Below are 18,673 nucleotides of genomic sequence, written 5' to 3'. Positions count from 1 at the left end.
TGAAAATGTGTTCTTGCGTCTTCGCGACAAGGGGTCTTATCGCAGCGGGGGGAATGGCGCTGACGTTGGAAGAAATTGCCGGTCATCCGGCCCTGCATCGCTGTATCCGCGTCCAGGCACAGGCGATGAACCAGACCTATGAGATGAATCCGCGGCTCGCGTCGGTGTTTGCCACGCAGCAACGCTGGCTCATGGCCCATATCGGTCTTGCCTTGCATTTCAGGAGGGAGCCAGACGACTATCGTAAGGAACTGACGTCAGCGCGTTTCCTCGACGCGATCTGGCAGAATTCGGTGGCCAGCCGCAACACCGCCGACGCCTTCGTCAAGGAAATGCTGCACTACGGTTTCATCGAGTATATCCCCACGGCACAGGACGGCCGCATCCGTCCTCTGCAGCCGGCCGCGGCCTCGCTGGAGCCGGTTACCCTCTGGCTGATGGCGCATCTGCAGACGCTGGACGGTCTCGACGGTGCGAACCGCCTGGCCCTGTTCCTGGCCAGGCCGGACGCGCTCGCCATGCTGCAGCCACGGATTGCCGATGGCTTGCTCTCGTCCAATCCGGTACGCGAGCCCAAGCAGACCTTTTCCCTCTTCACCTGGCTCAACAATGGCGGCGTCGTCATGGACTGGTTGATATCGGGCGTCGATCCCGAGCATGCCGGCCTTGATCGGCTCCCGACCGGTGTCGTCTCGATCGGCGATTTCGCCAAATGGCTGAAACTGTCGCGCACTCACCTTGCACGCAAGCTTCGCGCCGCCGAAGACCTCGGCAGTGTCGGCTGGCTCGGCCAGAGGGGCCAGTCGGTCATGTGGATATCGCGCGATTTCTATGGGGAATACATGACCGCCCAGGCAGTGAAGCTGGCGATTATGGATGCCGCCTTCGCCGAAGCCTTTGGTTCGACGGCAGGCCGCTGACTCGTGCGGCGTCTCCCGCACGGGGATGCACGAATCCGTCGTGCCCGCTAGCACTCCAATCGCCGTTATGCGCGGCACCATGATTGGAGAGGGGCCTGCATGAAAAGACGTTATGAAAAGCCGACTTTGGACAAGCGCGAACGACTGTCCGACGTCACGGCGGTCTGCACGCCATCGACCTGCGCGACTTGATCGTCGAAGCGCCTCCCGTAAGCGAGACACGCTTGCACGACAAGACATCCCGAGAGGCCCCTGCATGAAGAGACCGTACGAAAAGCCAACGCTGGACAAGCGTCAGAAACTGTCCAGCGTCAGTGCGGCATGTACGCCCTCCACCTGTGTCGATTGATGCTCGCCGAGCCTGATCGACACTAGCCTTGGACAACTCCCGGCGTTCTCAATCGATGTCGAATGAGACGCCCTGGGCCAGCGGCAGCGCCTTGGAGTAGTTCACCGTGTTGGTGGCGCGCCGCATATAGGCCTTCCACGCATCGGAGCCGCTCTCGCGGCCGCCGCCGGTTTCCTTTTCGCCGCCGAAGGCACCGCCGATCTCGGCCCCCGACGTGCCGATGTTGACGTTGGCGATGCCGCAGTCCGAACCGTCGACGCCGAGGAAGCGCTCCGATTCCTGCAGGTCGCGCGTGAAGATCGAAGACGACAGGCCCGCACCCACCGCATTGTGCTCGTCGAGCACGGCGTCGAAGTCGGCATATTTCATCACATACAGGATCGGCGCGAAGGTCTCTTCGGTCACCGGCGAAACCTGCTTCGGCATTTCGACAAGGGCGGGATGCACGTAATAGGCATCGGGATGACCGTTCTCGACCCGCGTGCCGCCGGTCACCTTGCCGCCATGTGCGGTAGCTTCCTTCAACGCCTTCTGCATGGCCTCGTAGGCGGCCTTGTCGATCAGCGGCCCGACCAGCGAGGAGGTCTCCAGCGGATTGCCGACCGAAACGCTCTGATAGGCCTTCTTCAGCCGCGGCAGCAGCGCGTCATAGACGCTCTCATGCACGAACAGGCGCCGCAGCGTCGTGCAGCGCTGCCCGGCCGTGCCCATGGCGCCGAAGGCAATCGCCCGCAGCGCCATGTCGAGGTCGGCGCTGGGCGCCACGATGCCGGCATTGTTGCCGCCGAGTTCCAGCACCGCGCGCGCAAAGCGCTTGGCCAGCCGCGGCCCGACCTCCCTGCCCATGCGCGTCGAGCCGGTGGCCGACACCAGCGGCACCTTGGGATGATCGACCAGGACTTCGCCGACGGCACGGTCGCCGATCAGCACCTGGAGCAGGCCCTGCGGCGCGTCGGCGCCGAAACGCTTGACAGCGTGCGCAAAGATCGCCTCGCAGGCAAGTGCGGTCAGCGGCGTCTTCTCCGACGGCTTCCACATCACCGCATCACCGCAGACCAGCGCCAGGGCTGCATTCCACGACCACACCGCGACCGGGAAGTTGAAGGCGGAAATGACACCGACGACACCGAGCGGATGCCAGGTTTCCATCATGCGATGGCCCGGACGCTCGGTGGCGATGGTGAGGCCGTACAATTGGCGCGACAGACCGACGGCGAAATCGCAGATGTCGATCATCTCCTGCACTTCGCCGAGGCCCTCGGACGGGATCTTGCCGACCTCGATCGACACCAGCCGGCCAAGCTCGGCCTTGTGGATACGCAATTCCTCGCCGAGCAGACGCACCAGTTCGCCGCGCTTGGGACCCGGCACCAGCCGCCAGGACTGGAACGCCTTGTGCGCGGCATCGATGGTCTTGGCCGCATCGGCGGGCGAAATAGTCTTCAGTGCGGCAATCTCTTCGCCCGTCACCGGGCTGCGCACGATGAGGTCGCCACCGACAAGCGCGTCCTTGGCCACACCCAGTTTCGCCAGAAGCTCAGCCGTTTCCTTCGCTATGGTCATTTTTTGTCCCTTTCAGATCCCGTCGTCATCATATGGCGTCGGGTCGAAGCCTCGCGCCATGCCGCCCGCGTGCCGAAAAGACACTTCAGGCACAGTCATGGCGTGGCCTTACTCGTTTCAGGGGAAAATCGCCACCCCGGCATGGTCCAAGCCCAAATTACAAGATTGAGCCAAGGACGATCGAGCCAGACGGGCGAATGCTGTTCAGTTGGCCTTTTTGGCCGGCGCACGCACGGCACCGTCTTTCATCAAACGGTCGATATGCATGCGGATATGGGCTGCTTCCGCCGCCGTGTTGGCAAGCGCGATGGCCCGGTCGAAAGCGATACGCGCCTCCTCGCCCCGGTCCAGTTGCATCAGCAGTCCGCCCTTGAGGCCGAAGAAATGGAAATAGCCGGAAAGCCTCGGCTCCAACGGCTCGATCATGGCAAGGGCGGCTTCCGGGCCGCGCACCTTGGAGACCGCCACCGCGCGGTTGAGCGTGATGACCGGCGACGGCTGCATCTGTTCGAGCAGGCCGTAGAGCAGGTCGATCTCCACCCAGTCGGTGTCCTCGGCCTTGTCAGCCCGCGCATGCAGGGCGGCGATCGCCGCCTGCACCTGGTAGGGGCCGGGCTTGCGATGGCGCAATGCCTTGTCGACAAGGGCCAGCCCCTCGTCGATCATCTTGCGGCTCCACAGGCCGCGATCCTGGTCCTCGAGCAGCACGATCTCGCCGTCTTCGTCGAAACGGGCTGGTGCGCGCGCATGCTGGAGTAGGAGCAGCGCCGTCAGCCCCATGATTTCCGGCTCGGTCTGGAACAGCCGCAGCAACAGCCGGGCCAGCCGGATCGCCTCCTCGCACAGCGGCGCGCGGGCCGGTGCCTCGCCGCTGTTGGTCGAATAGCCCTCGTTGAAGATCAGGTAGACCATGGCCGCAACCGCCGCGAGCCGCTCGGATCGCTCGACGGCGCCCGGGGTCTCGAACGGCACTCCGGCGTCGGCGATGCGCGCCTTGGCGCGGGTGATGCGCTGTTCCATGGCGCTCTCGCCGACCAGGAAGGCGCGCGCGATCTGCTTGACGGTCAGGCCGGAGACGATGCGCAGCGCGACCGCGATCTGCTGCGTCGCCGGCAGATCGGGATGACAACATATGAAGAGCAGCCGTAATATGTCGTCGCGGTAATGCGCTCCGTCCAGCCGCTCGGCGATATCGCTCTCGGCATCGTCCAGATCGGAGATCTGGTCTTCTTCCGGCATCGGCGCCTGCTTGGCGCGCTTGCGCACCGCGTCGATGCCGCTGTTGCGGCCGACGAAGATCAGCCAGGCGGCCGGATCGCGCGGCGGCCCGTTCTGCGGCCAGTTCTTCAACGCCCTGAGACAGGCATCCTGGAAAGCTTCCTCCGCCGTATCGAGATCGCGGAAATAGCGCAGCAGCGCGCCCATCGCCTGCGGGCGGGCGGCGCTGATCGCGGAGCTGATCCAGGCAAGTTCGGTCATACGGCAACCCCGGTGGGATTGAACACCGAGACCGGCCGTATCTCATAGGATCCACCGCTCGGATTGACCTCGGAAAGCTCACGAGCGAACTCGACCGCCTCGTCGAGATCGGCGCATTCGAGCGTATAGAAACCGAGGAACTGCTCCTTGGTCTCGGCGAACGGGCCGTCGATGACGATCGATTCACCCTTGACCTTCCGCAGCGTCGTCGCAGCCGTCGTCGGCAGAAGCCGCGCCACGGGACCAAGCCGCCCGGCCTTGGCGTATTTCTCCTGGACGCCGAGGAGGTTGGCCATGACTTCGTCGTCCTGCGCCTTGCTCCATGAGCTGACGACGTCTTCGGAGGCATAGCAGAGGATGGCGTAGAGCATGGCTGGTCCTTTCTGTATCAAAGGACGAAACAGTAGGGCCGATCCCGACACGACGTCGATAAAAAAATCCCGAGACGGCGGCGGACAATTGCCGTCAATCACCGTTCGTGTGTTTCAACCATCTCAGCACGAGCGCCTCCTCCTCATCGAGCCCCTCAATGGACCGCTTGCGCTTGTTGGCCTCCGCCATTTCGGCAAGCAGCCGCCCCTCCAGCCAGGCTTCGAAGACCTGCGGGTGGATATAGCATTTGCGGCAGACCGCACGGGTATTGCCCAGCCGTTCGGCCACTCTGTCGACGACGCTGTTCATCACCCGCTTTTGCTGTGCCTGGCTTTCGGGCAGTTCCGTCTGCGCAAACAGCGACCCGGCATGGATGGTGCCGCCCCAAGTGCGGAAATGCTTGGAGCTGAACGCATCGCCGGCGGCATCCCTGATGTAGCGGTTGACGTCGTCCGAGCGAACCGGGCGCCTGTTTCCGTCCTCGTCGAGATATTGGAACAATTTCTGGCCCGGCAGCTCCTGCGCGCCGCGCACGATCCCGGCGATGCGGCGATCGACCAGCTTCAGTTTCCATTCCTTGCCGGATTTGCCCTTGAAGGCAAAGCGCAGGCTCGATCCCTTGATGTCGACATGGCGATCGCGCAATGTCGTCAGGCCGAAGCTCTTGTTGTCACGCGCATAGGCGGTATTGCCGACGCGGATCATCGTGTTGTCGAGCAGCCAGACGACCGCGGCGACGACACGCTCAAACGGCAGGCCGCGGCGGCGGAAATCGCGGTCGATGATGCGCCGGAGATCCGGGAGGCTTTCGGCGAAGGCGACGAGGCTCGAATATTTGGCACCATCGCGTTCCTCGGCCCATTGCGGATGATAGCGATATTGCTTGCGCCCCCGCTGGTCCCTGCCGGTCGCCTGGATATGCCCATCCGCGTCGGGCGAGATCCAGACATCCGTCCAGGCCGGCGGAATGACGATAGCATCGATCCGTGCCCTGGTGGCATCCGAGACTGCTTTCCCGTCTGGCCCCTTGTAGGAAAACCGCTCGCCTGCCTTCAGCCGGCGGATACCGGGCTCAGCATCGCTGACATAGGTCAGTGCGGCGTCCCTGGCTGAAATCTGCGCGGCGCTCTTTGAGGCGACATCTTGATCAGACGAGCGGCCGCGTGACGGTCCGGATCCCTGCAGCATGTAAGCTCCATGCAAAATACGCAGAGATAAGCTGCTGGCCGATTGCTGGTTCCACAGACCGTTCGAAAAGCCGGGCGCCGCAGATGGTGCGGACAGCCCAGGGCGCCGGTGTGCTACAGGGCGCCTTGCATCTGAAGCGGAGCCGACAGCCGGCGCCGCACCGCGAGCTTGAGCCTGTAGCGCAGGCAGCGCCATGCCTCCGACCGTCGCTTCGGCGCGACCGCCGCCACCGCCAGGAAGCGCGCGGCGGTGTCCAGGTCGCCACGTGCGTAGTGGACGCGGGCGATCTTCAGGGCGACCAGTCCCTCCCTGGCCTTGAGCGCCGAGACCGGGATGCTGCAATCCGTGAGCGTGCGCAGTTCGCGGCGCCACTCCAGGAAGCGCCGCACCGGGTTGATAGCAAAACGATCGTCCGAACGGGCGGGCGAAACCTCATAGACCATCACCGGCTGCGGCATCATGGCCAGCGAGGCCTTGCTCATCAGCCGTGCCCAGAACAGCGTGTCCTCGTCATAGGCAAGACCCACAGGAAACCGCGTCTCGCCGATCAGGCGCCGGGATGCCAACACGCTGCCCACGGCGACCGAACGTATATCGCCCTTCACATAGGCGGAAGCGTTTGCCAGGCAGGCGGCCTGGTAACCGTTCGGCACCTTGATCTGCCGATCCTCACCGCTCACCCGTCGCCGATAGGCGCCAACGATCATGTCGGCTTTCGGCTGGCGCTCGGCCTGCCGCAGCAGTGCGCGCAATCCGCCCTCAAGATGCAAATCGTCGGCGTCGATCAGGTAAACCCAGGGATGGAGTGCCTCAGCCAGCGCCACGTTGCGAGCGCCGCCGGCGTCGCGGCAATTGGCCGGCAGCACACGCAGCGGCAAGGATAGTCGCGCCGCGACCTGCAGCGCCGTCGCCGTCATGCCGTCCGTCGATGCATCGTCGACCAGCAGGACCTCGCCGATAACCTCGGCCTCGCCGGCGAGTGACGCCAGCGTTGTGGCGATTGTGGCCGCTGCATTGTAGGCAGGAATGACGACGCTGACCGCTTTCAATTACAAAACCCCGCGTTCGCGCGCCTTGGCAGTACGATGGTTGTCCCTCGGAACAAATACAGACTAGCGGCCCCTTCGATGTTTGAGAAGTCGCCTTCGACAATCCAGAATTGCAACAACGGGACGCCTCGGCGTTTCGCTCGCCTTCACACCTTTTCGAGCGCGACCGGAATGACGTCGACAGCCTGCTCGCCCACCTGACCGCCCGTGGTCTTGAGAACGCCGACGATCGGCGCGACATCGGAATAGTCGCGGCCATAGCCGACGGTGATGTGGTCGTTGCTCGCCCGCATGCCGTTGGTCGGATCGAACTCCTGCCAGCCGGCGTCACGCCCGCACCAGACCTTGACCCAGGCATGCATGGCATCGGCGCCTTCCAGCCGGGGCTTCCCCTTCGGTGGAATGGTGCGCAGGAAGCCGCTGACATAGCCGGCCGGAATGCCGAGCCCGCGCAGGCCGGCGATCATGATGTGCGAAAAATCCTGGCAGACGCCGCGCTTCAGCTTGAAGGCATCGCTGGCCCGGGTCCGCACCGTGGTCGCTTCACCGTCATAGGTGAAGTCGCGATGGATGCTATTGCAGAGATTCATCGCCGTACCGGCGGCCGAGCCGGCAATGCTATCCCCTGCATAGGCGGTTATCGCCGCGTCGATGCCGGAGTGAGCGCTTCCCGCCAGAAAATGATGCGGCGCATCAGGCGCCAGCGACCGCACCGCGGCCAGTTCCTGCCTCAGCCGGGCGATATCGGGCGACACGTCGAGTCCAGGTTCGGGCCGCGACACCGAAACGCGTGCGCTCATACGGATGTCGAGCGCGTCATGCGCGTCGCGAAAGGCGATGGAGGTGACGTTGTTGCCGAAGAAGTCCGAAAAATCCGAACGTTCATTGGGTGCCGGCGTGAAGGACAGGGATGCAGCGATGACGCGTTGCACGCCGGATATCGTCGATGGCAGCACGCGGATCTGGTGGCGGCCGCCGCCGGCCGCCGCTGCATAATCGTAGTGGAGATGGAGCCTGATGTCGTAAAGCATGCCTACTTTTCTTGTTTGCCGCAGGTTCTTGTCGCAAAACCGTGCGACACTTTTGCGGAACCTGCCTAGAGCATGATCCCGAAAAGTATGAACCGGTTTTCGGACGACATCATGCGCTATCTTTTCTAATTGAGAGCCGGATGATTGATCTAAAAATCATCCGGCTCTAGCCGAAATAGGCCTTGGCGAGACTGTTGTAGAGACCGCCTATTTCATAGGCGAGGTCGTCCAGGGCCTTTGCCGTCATGTCCGAAGGCTCCTTGATGGCGATCTGGGTGTTGAGCTGCAGGATCTCCTTTGCCGCGGGCGACATATGCCCCTCGCCGCCGACCGACGGCAACAGGCCGATCTCCGCCTTCAGCCTTTCCAACTGGAACAGGATGGAGCGCGGATTGAGTGGGTCGAGCGCCAGAAGATCGATCACCGTGCGCCGGCCGGCCTGCACCGGATACTGCCGGCGGTGGGTCATGACGCTGTCGCCGATCTCCAGCATCATGTCGAGCGCGCCGTCCGGCGCCTTGGGGCTGGTCAGCCGGGCGAGCGTACGGGCGATCTGGATGCCGCGTTCCAGCCGCCGGCCGATCTCGAGGAACCGCCAGCCGGCGAAGCGGTACATGTTCTCGTGCAGCAGGCCGGAAAAGCCGGCGAGCTTGCGTAGGATCACGGTCATGGCCCGTGTCGCGTCGTCGCCCGGCGCCACCGTCGTCGCGAACTGATGGATGGTCTTCGACAGATCCTTGAGCGCCAGCCAGCCATCGGGCGAGAAGCGGTCGCGGATCTGCCCGGCGCTGTAGACCGCGCTATCCAGCGTGCCGATCAGCCCGGACGGGATCGCCGTCTCGACGTCGATGCCGAACGGTTCGAGATAGTCCCTGATGTCGGAGAGCAGCGGCATGTCCGGATCGGAGGTCTCGGCCAGCCGCACATGGTAGGCGCGCAGGATGCGCACTGTGTCTTCCGAGCGCTCGATATAGCGCCCGAGCCAGGTCAGGTTCTCCGCCGCGCGGCTGGGCAGGCTGCCCGGCCTGGTGCGGGTGAAGCTGTCGCTCTCTTGCGGCAGCAGCGTCTCGCGCTCCACCGGCTTGTCGCTGACCACCCAGACGTCGGCCGCCTGGCCGCCACGCTGCATGGCGATCGCCGTCGGGTCGAGCGACAGGCCGACGCGGGCGAAACCGCCCGGCATCACCGTCCAGCCCTCCGGCGTGCGCGCCAGGTAGACGCGCAGGCTCGCCGGCCGCGGCTCCAGCCAGCTGCCGACAAAGACCGGTGTCGTCGACAGCGTCACCGCTTCCTGGCCGACGAAGGCGCCGCCATCGCGTTCGATGCGCGCCACCAGCTCAGCCCGCTCCCCGGCCGACAGCGCCGAGCCGAGCGTGGTCTGGCCGTCATCCTCGAAGGCAAGTCTCGTCGAGAGCGCCGGGCCGACCACCATGCGGTCGATATTGGCAAGCACATGGGCGCGTTCCGTCGCCTGCCCGCACCACCAGGTCGCAACGCTCGGCAGCAGCAGCCGCTCGCCGCGCAATTCGCGCGCGATCTTGGGCAGGAAAGCAAGCAGTGCCCGCGTTTCCATCAGGCCCGAGCCCAGCGCGTTGACGGTCGCAACCGCACCCTGGCGGATCGCTTCCACCAGCCCCGGCGTGCCGATCTGCGAATCCGATCGCAGTTCGAGCGGATCGGCGAAGGCGGCATCGAGACGCCGCCAGAGCACGCTGATCGGCATCAGGCCGGAAACAGTGCGCACCATCAGCCTGCCGCCGGAAACGGTGAGGTCCTCGCCCTCGAGCAGCATGATGCCGAGGTAGCGGGCGATATAGGCGTGTTCGTAGTAGGTTTCGTTGAGCGGCCCCGGCGTCAGAATGGCGACGCGGCCGTCGGTTTCCCTGGCCATGCCGATCAGCGCATCGCGGAACCGGCGGAAGAAGCCGGCAAGCCGGTGCACATGCATTTCGCCATAGATGTCGGACAGCGCGCGCGTGGTGGCGACGCGGTTCTCCAGGGCGAAGCCGGCGCCCGATGGTGCTTGCGTGCGGTCGCCCAGCACCCACCACCGGCCATCGGGCCCACGGCCGAGCTCGAAAGCACAGAAATGCAGGAAATGGCCACCGGCTGGCGTGGTACCGACCACGGGCCGCAAATACTCCGGGCTGGCCGCGATCAATCCCGCCGGCAGGATGCCTTTTTCGACGAGCCGGTTGCGCCCATGGATATCGGCGATGGTTTCCTCGAACAGCTCGGCCCTCTGGATGAGCCCAGCGCTGATTGCGGCCCATTCGGCGTCTTCGATGAGCAAGGGCACATGCGCCAGCGGCCATTCGCGCTCATTGGCGCCGGCCTTGTCGTAGACGCGGTAATAGACGCCGGCATCGCGCAGATACTGGTCGGCGCGGGCGAAACGCTGGCCGAGCTTTTCAGACCCTATTTCGTCGAGCGCCTCGATGAACTGCTTCCACACCGGACGGGGATTGCCTGACGCATCGACCATTTCGTCGACGACACCGTCGATCGGCTGGTAGTGCTCCAGCAGGCTGTGGATCTGCGGCTTGCCGCGTACCCTCTTGTGATTCCCCTTTGCCATGTCCGATCACAGTCTGGGTGGACGCCGAAGGTCAAGGGTCATCGGGAAATCTTCCGCCGGTTGTTCTTCACGCAGCACATAGCCTGATGGCGTGTGGCCGCGCGGTTCGAAGCGGGCGAGCCGCCGCGCTTCCGCCTCGTTGCCGTTGACCGGGAACGTATCGTAGTTGCGCCCGCCGGGATGCGCGACATGGTAGACGCAACCGCCGACCGCCCTGCCCGACCAGCGGTCGTAGATGTCGAACACCAGCGGCGTGTTGACCGGCAGCGCCGGATGCAGGCCGGACGCGGGTTGCCAGGCCTTGAAGCGCACGCCCGCAACCGCCACCTCGCGATTATCCGTCACCTTCATCGGCACGATGCGGCCGTTGCAGACGATTGCATGGCGTTCCGGATTGAGCCCTTCGGTCTTGACCTGCAGGCGTTCGACCGAGGAATCGACAAAGCGCACGGTACCGCCGATCGCGCCCTGCTCGCCCATGACATGCCACGGCTCCAGCGCCTGCCTCAGTTCCAGCTTGATGCCGGCATGCTGCACCTCGCCGCAGAAGGGAAAGCGGAAATCGAGCTGCGCGTCGAACCATTCAGGCCGGAATTCGAAACCGTTGAGCTTGAGATCGTCGAGCACGTCGAGAAAATCAGCCCAGACATGATGCGGCAGCATGAAGCGGTCATGCAGCGAAGTGCCCCAGCGCACGAAACGGCCGTCGAGCGGGTTCTTCCACGCACGGGCGATGATGGCACGCACCAGAAGCTGCTGCGCAAGGCTCATCCGCGCGTTGGGCGGCATTTCGAAGCCGCGGAATTCGACCAGGCCGAGCCGGCCGGTCGGCCCATCCGGCGAAAACAGCTTGTCGATGCAGATTTCCGAGCGATGCGTGTTGCCGGTCACGTCCGTCAACAGGTTGCGGAACAGCCGGTCGACCAGCCACGGCAGGGGCGCCGCGCCCTGGTCGGGATGCGGCACCTGCGCCATGGCGATTTCGAGTTCGTAGAGCGAATCGTGGCGCGCCTCGTCGAAGCGCGGCGCCTGGCTTGTCGGGCCGATGAACAGGCCCGAGAACAGATAGGACAGCGACGGATGCCGCTGCCATTGCAGCACCAGGCTCTTCAACAGATCGGGCCGGCGTAGGAACGGGCTGTCATTTGGTGTCGCGCCGCCGACGACGACATGATTGCCGCCGCCGGTGCCGGTGTGGCGGCCGTCGATCATGAACTTGTCGGCGCCAAGCCGCGTCAGCCGCGCTTCCTCATAGATTGCCGTCGTCGTCGCCACGCAATCCTGCCAGTTGGCAGCCGGATGGATGTTGACCTCGATGACGCCTGGATCGGGCGCGACGCGGATGACATTGAGGCGTGGATCATGCGGCGGGCCATAGCCCTCGATGTGGACGGGTAGGCCGATGGCCCGCGCAGCGTTCTCGGCGGCCGCGACCAGTTCGAGATAGTCCTCCAGTGCTTCAACCGGCGGCATGAACACGCAGAGCCGTCCATCGCGCGGCTCGACCGAGAGTGCGGTGCGCACCGCGCCACCAATCTCGGTGATCTCCTGTTCGACCCGGTCCTGCTGGCCGGTCGCCGCGGTGAACGATACCGCCTGCTGCCGGCGCGCCATCTCGTCGGCACCTTCAAGTTCGGCCGGCGCGGCGGAGGGCAAGATAGCTTCACGCGGGGGCAGCGCTCCGCGCGGCAGCGACGGATCGACGGGCACGATGTAGGGGAATTGCGCGGGTGGCACATAAGGCAGCGTGCCGAGCGGCAAGCGATAGCCGACCGGTGAATCGCCAGGCACCAGGAACAGCCGCCCGCGTCGCGTCTTCCATTTTTCCGAGCGCCAGCGCGGCCCGGACGCCTGGCTGTTCCAGCGCTGCACCGGCAGCACGTAGCCCGACGGTTTGGTCAGCCCGCGCTCGAACACTTTCGCCATGCGGCTGCGCTCTTCCGGATCCTCCAGCTTGGAATTGGACGGATCGACATTCTCCGGCAGCTTGCCTTCCTTGAGCAGCCACTCGGCCGGGTCTTCGTAAGCTTCGCTGACCATCGACGTGTCGATGCCGAGTTCACCGGCGATCGCGGTGAGCAGGCTTTCGGCCTGTTTTGGGCCGATATCGGCCGAACTTTTTTCGCGCGCGATCAGCGACGGGTCGCTCCATACCGGCTCGCCATCGGCGCGCCAGTAGAGCGAAAAGGTCCAGCGCGGCAAGCTTTCGCCGGGATACCATTTGCCCTGGCCGTAATGGAGGAAGCCTCCCGGCGCGAAACGTTCGCGCAGCCGGCGGATCAGCGCATCGGCCTTTTCGCGCTTGGTCGGACCGACCGCGGCGGTGTTCCATTCGGCGGATTCGAAATCGTCGATCGACACGAAGGTCGGCTCGCCGCCCATCGTCAGCCGCACGTCGCCTGCCGCCAGTGCGGCATCGACCTTGTTGCCGAGCGCGTCAAGCGCCCGCCAGCTTTCATCCGAGAACGGCTTGGTGATGCGCGGATGCTCGGCGATGCGGTCGACCCGCATGTCGAAGCCGAATTCGACATTGGCAAAGCTCGCCATGCCGGAAATGGGGGCCGCATTGCGGAAATGCGGTGTCGCGGCGAGCGGCACATGGCTCTCGCCGGTGAGCAGGCCGGAAGTCGGGTCGAAGCCGATCCAGCCGGCGCCGGGAAGATAGACCTCGCACCAGGCGTGCAGATCCGTGAAGTCGACCGATGTGCCTGCCGGCCCATCGAGTGCGATGAGGTCGGGTTTGAGCTGGATCAGATAGCCCGACACGAAGCGCGCGGCGATGCCAAGATTGCGCAGGATCTGCACCAGCAACCAGCTTGAATCCCGGCACGATCCCTTGCCGGCGGCTAACGTTTCCTCCGGCGAGAACACGCCGGTCTCCATGCGCACGATATAGGCGATCTCGCGCTGCAACCGAGCGTTGAGGTCGACAAGGAAATTGACGGTGTTCTTCTGGGTGGTGTCAACGGTTTTCAGGAAAGCCGAAAGCAGCGGCCCCGCGGGTTCCGGCGTCCGGTAGATAGCGAGGTCATCCCTGATCTCTTCCGGGTATTCGAACGGGAATGTCTCGGCCGACGGTTCGACGAAGAAATCGAACGGATTGTAGACCGTCATGTCGGCGACGAGATCGACCTCGATCTTGAGCTCACTCACTGGCTCGGGAAAGACGAAGCGGGCGAGGAAGTTGCCGTAGGGATCCTGCTGCAAATTGACGAAGTGGTTCGCCGGCCCGACCTTGAGCGAGTGGCTCAAGACCTTGGTGCGGGAATGCGGTGCCGGCTGCAGCCTGATGATTTGAGGGCCGAGAATCACCGGCCGGTCATATTTGTAGTGGGTCAGGTGGTAGACGGCTGCCAGAATTGCCATGGGGCCCCGGAGATCGGCGTTTATTCAGTCGAACCCTGACACATCTGGTCGCCATTCTCCAAGCGGATGTTGCGCTGCACCTAAATTAAAGAACCGGTTGCCGGCTTAAAGTCGCTCAAAAGAACGCCTGTATCCCGGTCTGGGCCCGACCCAGGATCAGCGCATGCACGTCGTGAGTGCCCTCATAGGTGTTGACCGTCTCCAGGTTCTGCGCGTGGCGCATGACGTGGTAGCCGATCTGGATGCCGTTGCCGCCATGCATGTCGCGGGCCTGGCGGGCGATGTCGAGCGCCTTGCCGCAATTGTTGCGCTTGACGATCGAGATCATCTCCGGCGCCATCTTGCCCTCATCCAGCAGCCGTCCGACGCGCAAGGATGCCTGCAGCCCGAGCGCGATCTCGGTCTGCATGTCGGCGAGCTTCTTCTGGTAAAGCTGCGTGCCGGCCAGCGGCTTGCCGAACTGCTTGCGGTCAAGGCCATACTGGCGGGCGCGATGCCAGCAATCCTCCGCCGCCCCCATCGAGCCCCAGGAAATGCCATAGCGAGCCCGGTTGAGGCAACCGAACGGGCCGCCCAGGCCCTTGGCGTTTGGCAGCAGCGCGTCTTCGCCGACCTCGACGCCTTCCATCACCACCTCGCCGGTGATCGACGCCCGCAGCGACAGCTTGCCGCCGATCTTCGGCGCCGACAGCCCCTTCATGCCCTTCTCCAGGACGAAGCCACGGATCTCGTCCTTGCCGTTCTCGCCCTTCAACTTCGCCCAGACGACGAACACGTCGGCGACCGGCGCGTTGGAAATCCACATCTTGGAGCCGGAGAGCTTGTAGCCGTTAGCGGTCTTCTCGGCGCGCGTCTTCATGCCGCCGGGATCGGAGCCGGCATCCGGCTCGGTCAGGCCGAAGCAGCCGATCCACTCGCCGCTGGCGAGCTTGGGCAGGTACCTCTTGCGCTGTTCGTCCGAGCCATAGGCGTAGATCGGATACATCACCAGCGACGACTGCACCGACATCATCGAGCGATAGCCGGAATCGACACGTTCGACTTCCCGCGCGACCAGCCCGTAGGTCACATAGCTGGCGCCGAGCCCGCCGAATTCCTCCGGGATGTTGATGCCGAGCAGGCCGGCATCGCCCATCTCGCGAAAGATAGCGGTGTCGAAGGTCTCGTTGAGGTACGCGTCCTCGATGCGCGGCGCGAGCTTGTCGGCGGCGAAGGCCGCGGCACCATCGCGTACCATGCGCTCATCTTCGGAAAGCTGGTCCTCGATCAGGAACGGATCTTCCCAGACGAAGGCATTCTTATCGGCGGCCATGGCTCTCTCCCGGACTCGATGCATGCCGGCGAAGGAGCTCAGGATCCTTGGCAACAACGGCATGCGTGAAGCAAAATCTTGGCCCGGCTTATCGACCCGGGGCCCGAAAAAATCAAACGAAATTGCTTCACCAATCAATGAGCGTTAGGAATGGATCATGAGTGTCCAGCGCCGCCTCCTGCCTAACATCAGCGCCCTCGCTGCCTTCGAAGCGGTGGCTCGGCTTGGGTCTTTTACCGCCGCCGCCCAGGAGCTGGATCTGACCCAGGGCGCGGTAAGCCGGCAGATCAAGCTGTTGGAGGATCAGTTTGGCCGCCGGCTGTTCGAGCGCGACAGCCGCAATGTCCGGCTGTCCACCGCGGGCGAAATCTATGCCGAAGCGGTACGTTCAGCGCTTGGCCAGTTGCGCGATGCCGCCCTTGGATTGATGAGCAATCGGCATAGTGGCATCTTGAACCTTGCCATATTGCCGACCTTCGGCACGCGCTGGCTGATGCCGATGATCCCCGATTTCGTCGAGAACAACCCCGACATCACCATCAACTTCGTCACCCGCGTCGGCCGTTTCGACTTCGCCAGGGAGAGGCTGGACGCCGCCATCCACTATGGCCTGCCCGATTGGCCGGACGCCGACTCGACCCTCCTGGTGCGCGAAACGGTGGCGCCGGTGGTGTCGCCCGAATTTCTCGCCGGCCGCGCCATCGCCACGCCGGCTGATATCGGTCGCCTGCCCTTGCTGCATATGGCAACGCGCCCCGGTGCCTGGACCGAATGGTTCGAGCATCAGGGCCTGAGCGCGCCGACCGGGCCCGGCATGCAGTTCGAGCAGTTCGGCACCGCCGCCCAGGCCTGCATGGAAGGCCTTGGCGTCGCGCTCCTGCCGCTGCTCCTCATCGCTGGCGAATTGCAGCGCGGCCAGCTTGTGCCGGCGCCCGGCCAGCCCATGCAAAGCCGCAGCGCCTATTATCTCGTCGTCCCGCACGACAAGCGCGGCCATCCGCCGGTCGCCAGTTTTCGCGACTGGCTGCTGAGCCAGATTGAGAAGGAGCCGGCCGTTCTGGCGTGGTAGCTACTTCCGCTTCAGCGCATCCGCCAACGCAGCACCAAACGCGCCCTGCTGGGCCGGCCGCTCCGGCTGGCGTTGTGGTGCCGGGCCACGTGGCGCCGGCCTGCCGCCGCCATTGTCGCGCGGCCCCCCTTTTGACGCCCCCTCACCGCCGTCCTTGCGCATGGAAAGCGCGATGCGCTTGCGCTTGATATCGACATCGACGACGCGCACTTTCACCACGTCGCCCGCCTTGACCACCTCATGCGCATCCTTGATGAAACGGTCGGCCAGTTGCGAGACATGCACCAGGCCGTCCTGGTGCACCCCGATATCGACAAAGGCGCCGAAGGCCGCGACATTGGTGACTGTGCCTTCCAGCAGCATGCCGGGCTTCAGATCCTTTATGTCATCAATGCCATCGGCAAAGGTCGCCGTCTTGAAGCCGGGGCGCGGGTCGCGGCCGGGCTTTTCCAGCTCGGCAAGAATGTCGCGCACCGTCGGCAGGCCGAAACGCTCGTCGACGAAGACGCGCGGGTCGAGCGCCTTGAGCGCGGCGCTGTCGCCCATCAGCGAACGCACATCGCGGCCGCAGGCGGCGACGATCTTCTTCGCCACCCCATAGGCTTCCGGGTGGACCGACGAGGCATCGAGCGGCTCGCTGCCATTGGCAATGCGCAAAAAGCCGGCGGATTGCTCGAACGCGCGCGGCCCAAGCCGTGGCACCTTGAGAAGGTCCTTGCGGCTGGCAAACGGCCCGGTCGCGTCGCGATGGGCGACGATGGCGTCGGCGAGCGACGCGCCAAGGCCCGAAACGCGCGCCAGCAATGGCGCCGAAGCGGTGTTGAGATCGACGCCGACGGCGTTGACCGCGTCCTCGACCACCGCCTCCAGCGAGCGGCCGAGCCGATACTGGTCGACGTCATGCTGATACTGGCCGACGCCGATCGACTTGGGTTCGATCTTTACCAGCTCGGCGAGCGGATCCTGCAAGCGCCGCGCGATCGACACCGCGCCGCGCAGCGATACGTCCAGACCGGGGAATTCCGCCGCCGCCGTCGCCGACGCCGAGTAGACCGAGGCGCCCGCCTCGCTGACGATGACCTTGAGCGGCTTGGGTCCGCCGTCGGAAGGCATGTCGGACAGCATGTCCGCCACCAGCTTCTCGGTCTCGCGGCTGCCGGTGCCGTTGCCGATCGAAATCAACTCCACCTTGTGCTGGCGGACAAGCGCGGCGAGTTCCGCCTGTGTGCCGCGAACATCGTTCCTCGGGGGGAATGGATAGACCGTCGTCGTCGCCACCAGCTTGCCGGTACCGTCGACCACGGCCACCTTGACACCGGTGCGGATGCCGGGATCGAGCCCCATCGTCGCCCGCGAACCGGCCGGCGCGGCCAGCAGCAGATCCTTCAGATTGCGGGCGAAGACATGGATCGCCTCTTCCTCGGCCCGTTCGCGCAGATCGCGCATCAGGTCGAGCGTCAGGTGCAGCGACAGCTTTATCCGCCAGGTCCAGCCGGCGACGTCCATCAGCCAGCGGTCGCCCGGCAGGCTGGGGCCGATGGCATAGGCATTGGCGATCATCCGCTCGACCGGCTTCACCGGCGAAGTGTCGTCGGCGTCGACCTCGATGTCGAGCGACAGGACCTCTTCGTTGCGGCCGCGCAACATGGCCAGTGCACGGTGGCTCGGCACATTTGCCCAGCGCTCGACATGATCGAAATAATCCGAGAATTTCGCGCCGGCCTCCTGCTTGCCGTCGACAACCCGGGCACGCATGAAAGCGCGTTCCTTCATATAGGCGCGCAGCTTGCCGACCAGATCGGCATTCTCGGCGAACTGCTCCGACAGGATGTCGCGCGCGCCCTCAAGTGCCGCCTTGGCGTCGGCCACCTCCTCGCTGACATAGGCCAGCGCCAGTTCGGCGGGCACCAGCGAACGGTCCGCAAGAATGGCCTCCGCCAGCGGCCCCAGCCCGCGCTCCCTGGCGATCTCGGCCTTGGTGCGGCGCTTGGGCTTGTAGGGCAGATAGATGTCCTCGAGCTCCGCCTTGGTAGCGGCGGCGGCGATCTTGGTCTCAAGCTCCTGCGTCAGCTTGCCCTGTTCGCGGATCGAGCCAAGGATGGTGTCGCGGCGGGCGTCGAGTTCACGCAGATAGGCGAGCCGCTCGGCAAGGTCGCGCAATTGCGTATCGTCAAGCCCGCCGGTCACTTCCTTGCGGTAGCGTGCCACGAACGGCACCGTCGCGCCCTCGTCGAGCAGTTGGATCGCCGCGGCCGCCTGTTCGGGCCGGGCAGCGATCTCGGCCGCGATGATGGCTGCGATGCGCTTGATGTCGGATGCCATGTCATTCCCACTCTCGTCGAAAAGAGGGGCGACCATAGGCGCAGACATCCAGTCCGCCAACCGCCGCGCCTCCAT

At 64.7% G+C, this 18,673-nt stretch carries 12 protein-coding genes; 2 read left to right on the top strand and 10 right to left on the bottom strand.

The window, feature by feature from the left end; all coding sequences use genetic code 11:
* Nucleotides 1–53: 53 nt before the first annotated feature.
* Nucleotides 54–920, top strand: a complete 867-nt coding sequence (locus EB231_RS10830; protein WP_172348799.1) for a hypothetical protein — start codon at nt 54–56, stop codon at nt 918–920.
* Between the two features lie 397 nt (nt 921–1,317).
* Here the strand turns inward: EB231_RS10830 and amaB are convergent, their stop codons facing one another.
* From amaB to EB231_RS10785, 9 genes are all read right to left on the bottom strand, one after another.
* Nucleotides 1,318–2,832 carry an L-piperidine-6-carboxylate dehydrogenase gene (gene amaB / locus EB231_RS10825; RefSeq protein WP_172348798.1) on the bottom strand — a complete coding sequence of 505 codons (1,515 nt, stop codon included), beginning with the start codon at nt 2,830–2,832 and terminating at the stop codon, nt 1,318–1,320.
* A gap of 204 nt (nt 2,833–3,036) precedes the next feature.
* Nucleotides 3,037–4,311 carry an RNA polymerase sigma factor gene (locus EB231_RS10820; protein WP_172348797.1) on the bottom strand — a complete coding sequence of 425 codons (1,275 nt, stop codon included), beginning with the start codon at nt 4,309–4,311 and terminating at the stop codon, nt 3,037–3,039.
* Entirely contained in the window at nt 4,308–4,682 is a 375-nt protein-coding gene (locus tag EB231_RS10815; RefSeq protein WP_056578181.1) for a YciI family protein, read from the bottom strand. Before EB231_RS10815 ends, EB231_RS10820 begins: the two co-directional genes overlap by 4 nt.
* Before the next feature lie 94 nt (nt 4,683–4,776).
* Nucleotides 4,777–5,871 carry a DNA topoisomerase IB gene (locus EB231_RS10810; RefSeq protein ID WP_172348796.1) on the bottom strand — a complete coding sequence of 365 codons (1,095 nt, stop codon included), beginning with the start codon at nt 5,869–5,871 and terminating at the stop codon, nt 4,777–4,779.
* A 113-nt stretch (nt 5,872–5,984) separates the two neighbouring features.
* On the bottom strand, nt 5,985–6,920 hold the full coding sequence (locus EB231_RS10805; RefSeq protein WP_172348795.1) for a glycosyltransferase family 2 protein: 936 nt from the start codon (nt 6,918–6,920) through the stop codon (nt 5,985–5,987).
* A gap of 146 nt (nt 6,921–7,066) precedes the next feature.
* Nucleotides 7,067–7,951 (bottom strand): transglutaminase family protein, encoded by an 885-nt coding sequence (locus tag EB231_RS10800; protein WP_172348794.1) that lies wholly within the window; start codon nt 7,949–7,951, stop codon nt 7,067–7,069.
* 166 nt (nt 7,952–8,117) lie between these two features.
* Nucleotides 8,118–10,529 carry a circularly permuted type 2 ATP-grasp protein gene (locus tag EB231_RS10795; protein WP_172348793.1) on the bottom strand — a complete coding sequence of 804 codons (2,412 nt, stop codon included), beginning with the start codon at nt 10,527–10,529 and terminating at the stop codon, nt 8,118–8,120.
* Nucleotides 10,530–10,535: 6 nt separating this feature from the next.
* Nucleotides 10,536–13,895 (bottom strand): transglutaminase family protein, encoded by a 3,360-nt coding sequence (locus tag EB231_RS10790; RefSeq protein WP_172348792.1) that lies wholly within the window; start codon nt 13,893–13,895, stop codon nt 10,536–10,538.
* A gap of 115 nt (nt 13,896–14,010) precedes the next feature.
* Nucleotides 14,011–15,207: an acyl-CoA dehydrogenase gene (locus tag EB231_RS10785; protein ID WP_172348791.1), complete on the bottom strand. Its 1,197-nt coding sequence runs from the start codon at nt 15,205–15,207 to the stop codon at nt 14,011–14,013.
* Between the two features lie 157 nt (nt 15,208–15,364).
* Here EB231_RS10785 and EB231_RS10780 point away from each other — a divergent pair, with 157 nt between their 5' ends.
* A complete protein-coding gene (locus tag EB231_RS10780) occupies nt 15,365–16,276 on the top strand; it encodes a LysR family transcriptional regulator (RefSeq protein ID WP_172348790.1) in 912 nt (303 codons plus the stop codon).
* On the opposite strand, the gene EB231_RS10775 is transcribed toward EB231_RS10780, so the two are convergent.
* The gene (locus EB231_RS10775) at nt 16,277–18,598 is read right to left on the bottom strand and encodes a Tex family protein (protein ID WP_172348789.1); all 2,322 of its coding nucleotides are present in this window, start codon (nt 18,596–18,598) and stop codon (nt 16,277–16,279) included.
* Nucleotides 18,599–18,673 lie beyond the last annotated feature (75 nt).

Origin of the sequence: Mesorhizobium sp. NZP2298 (assembly GCF_013170825.1) — a bacterium.
Taxonomy (GTDB): Bacteria; Pseudomonadota; Alphaproteobacteria; order Rhizobiales; family Rhizobiaceae; genus Mesorhizobium.
This window is presented reverse-complemented; position numbering and strand designations above follow the sequence as displayed.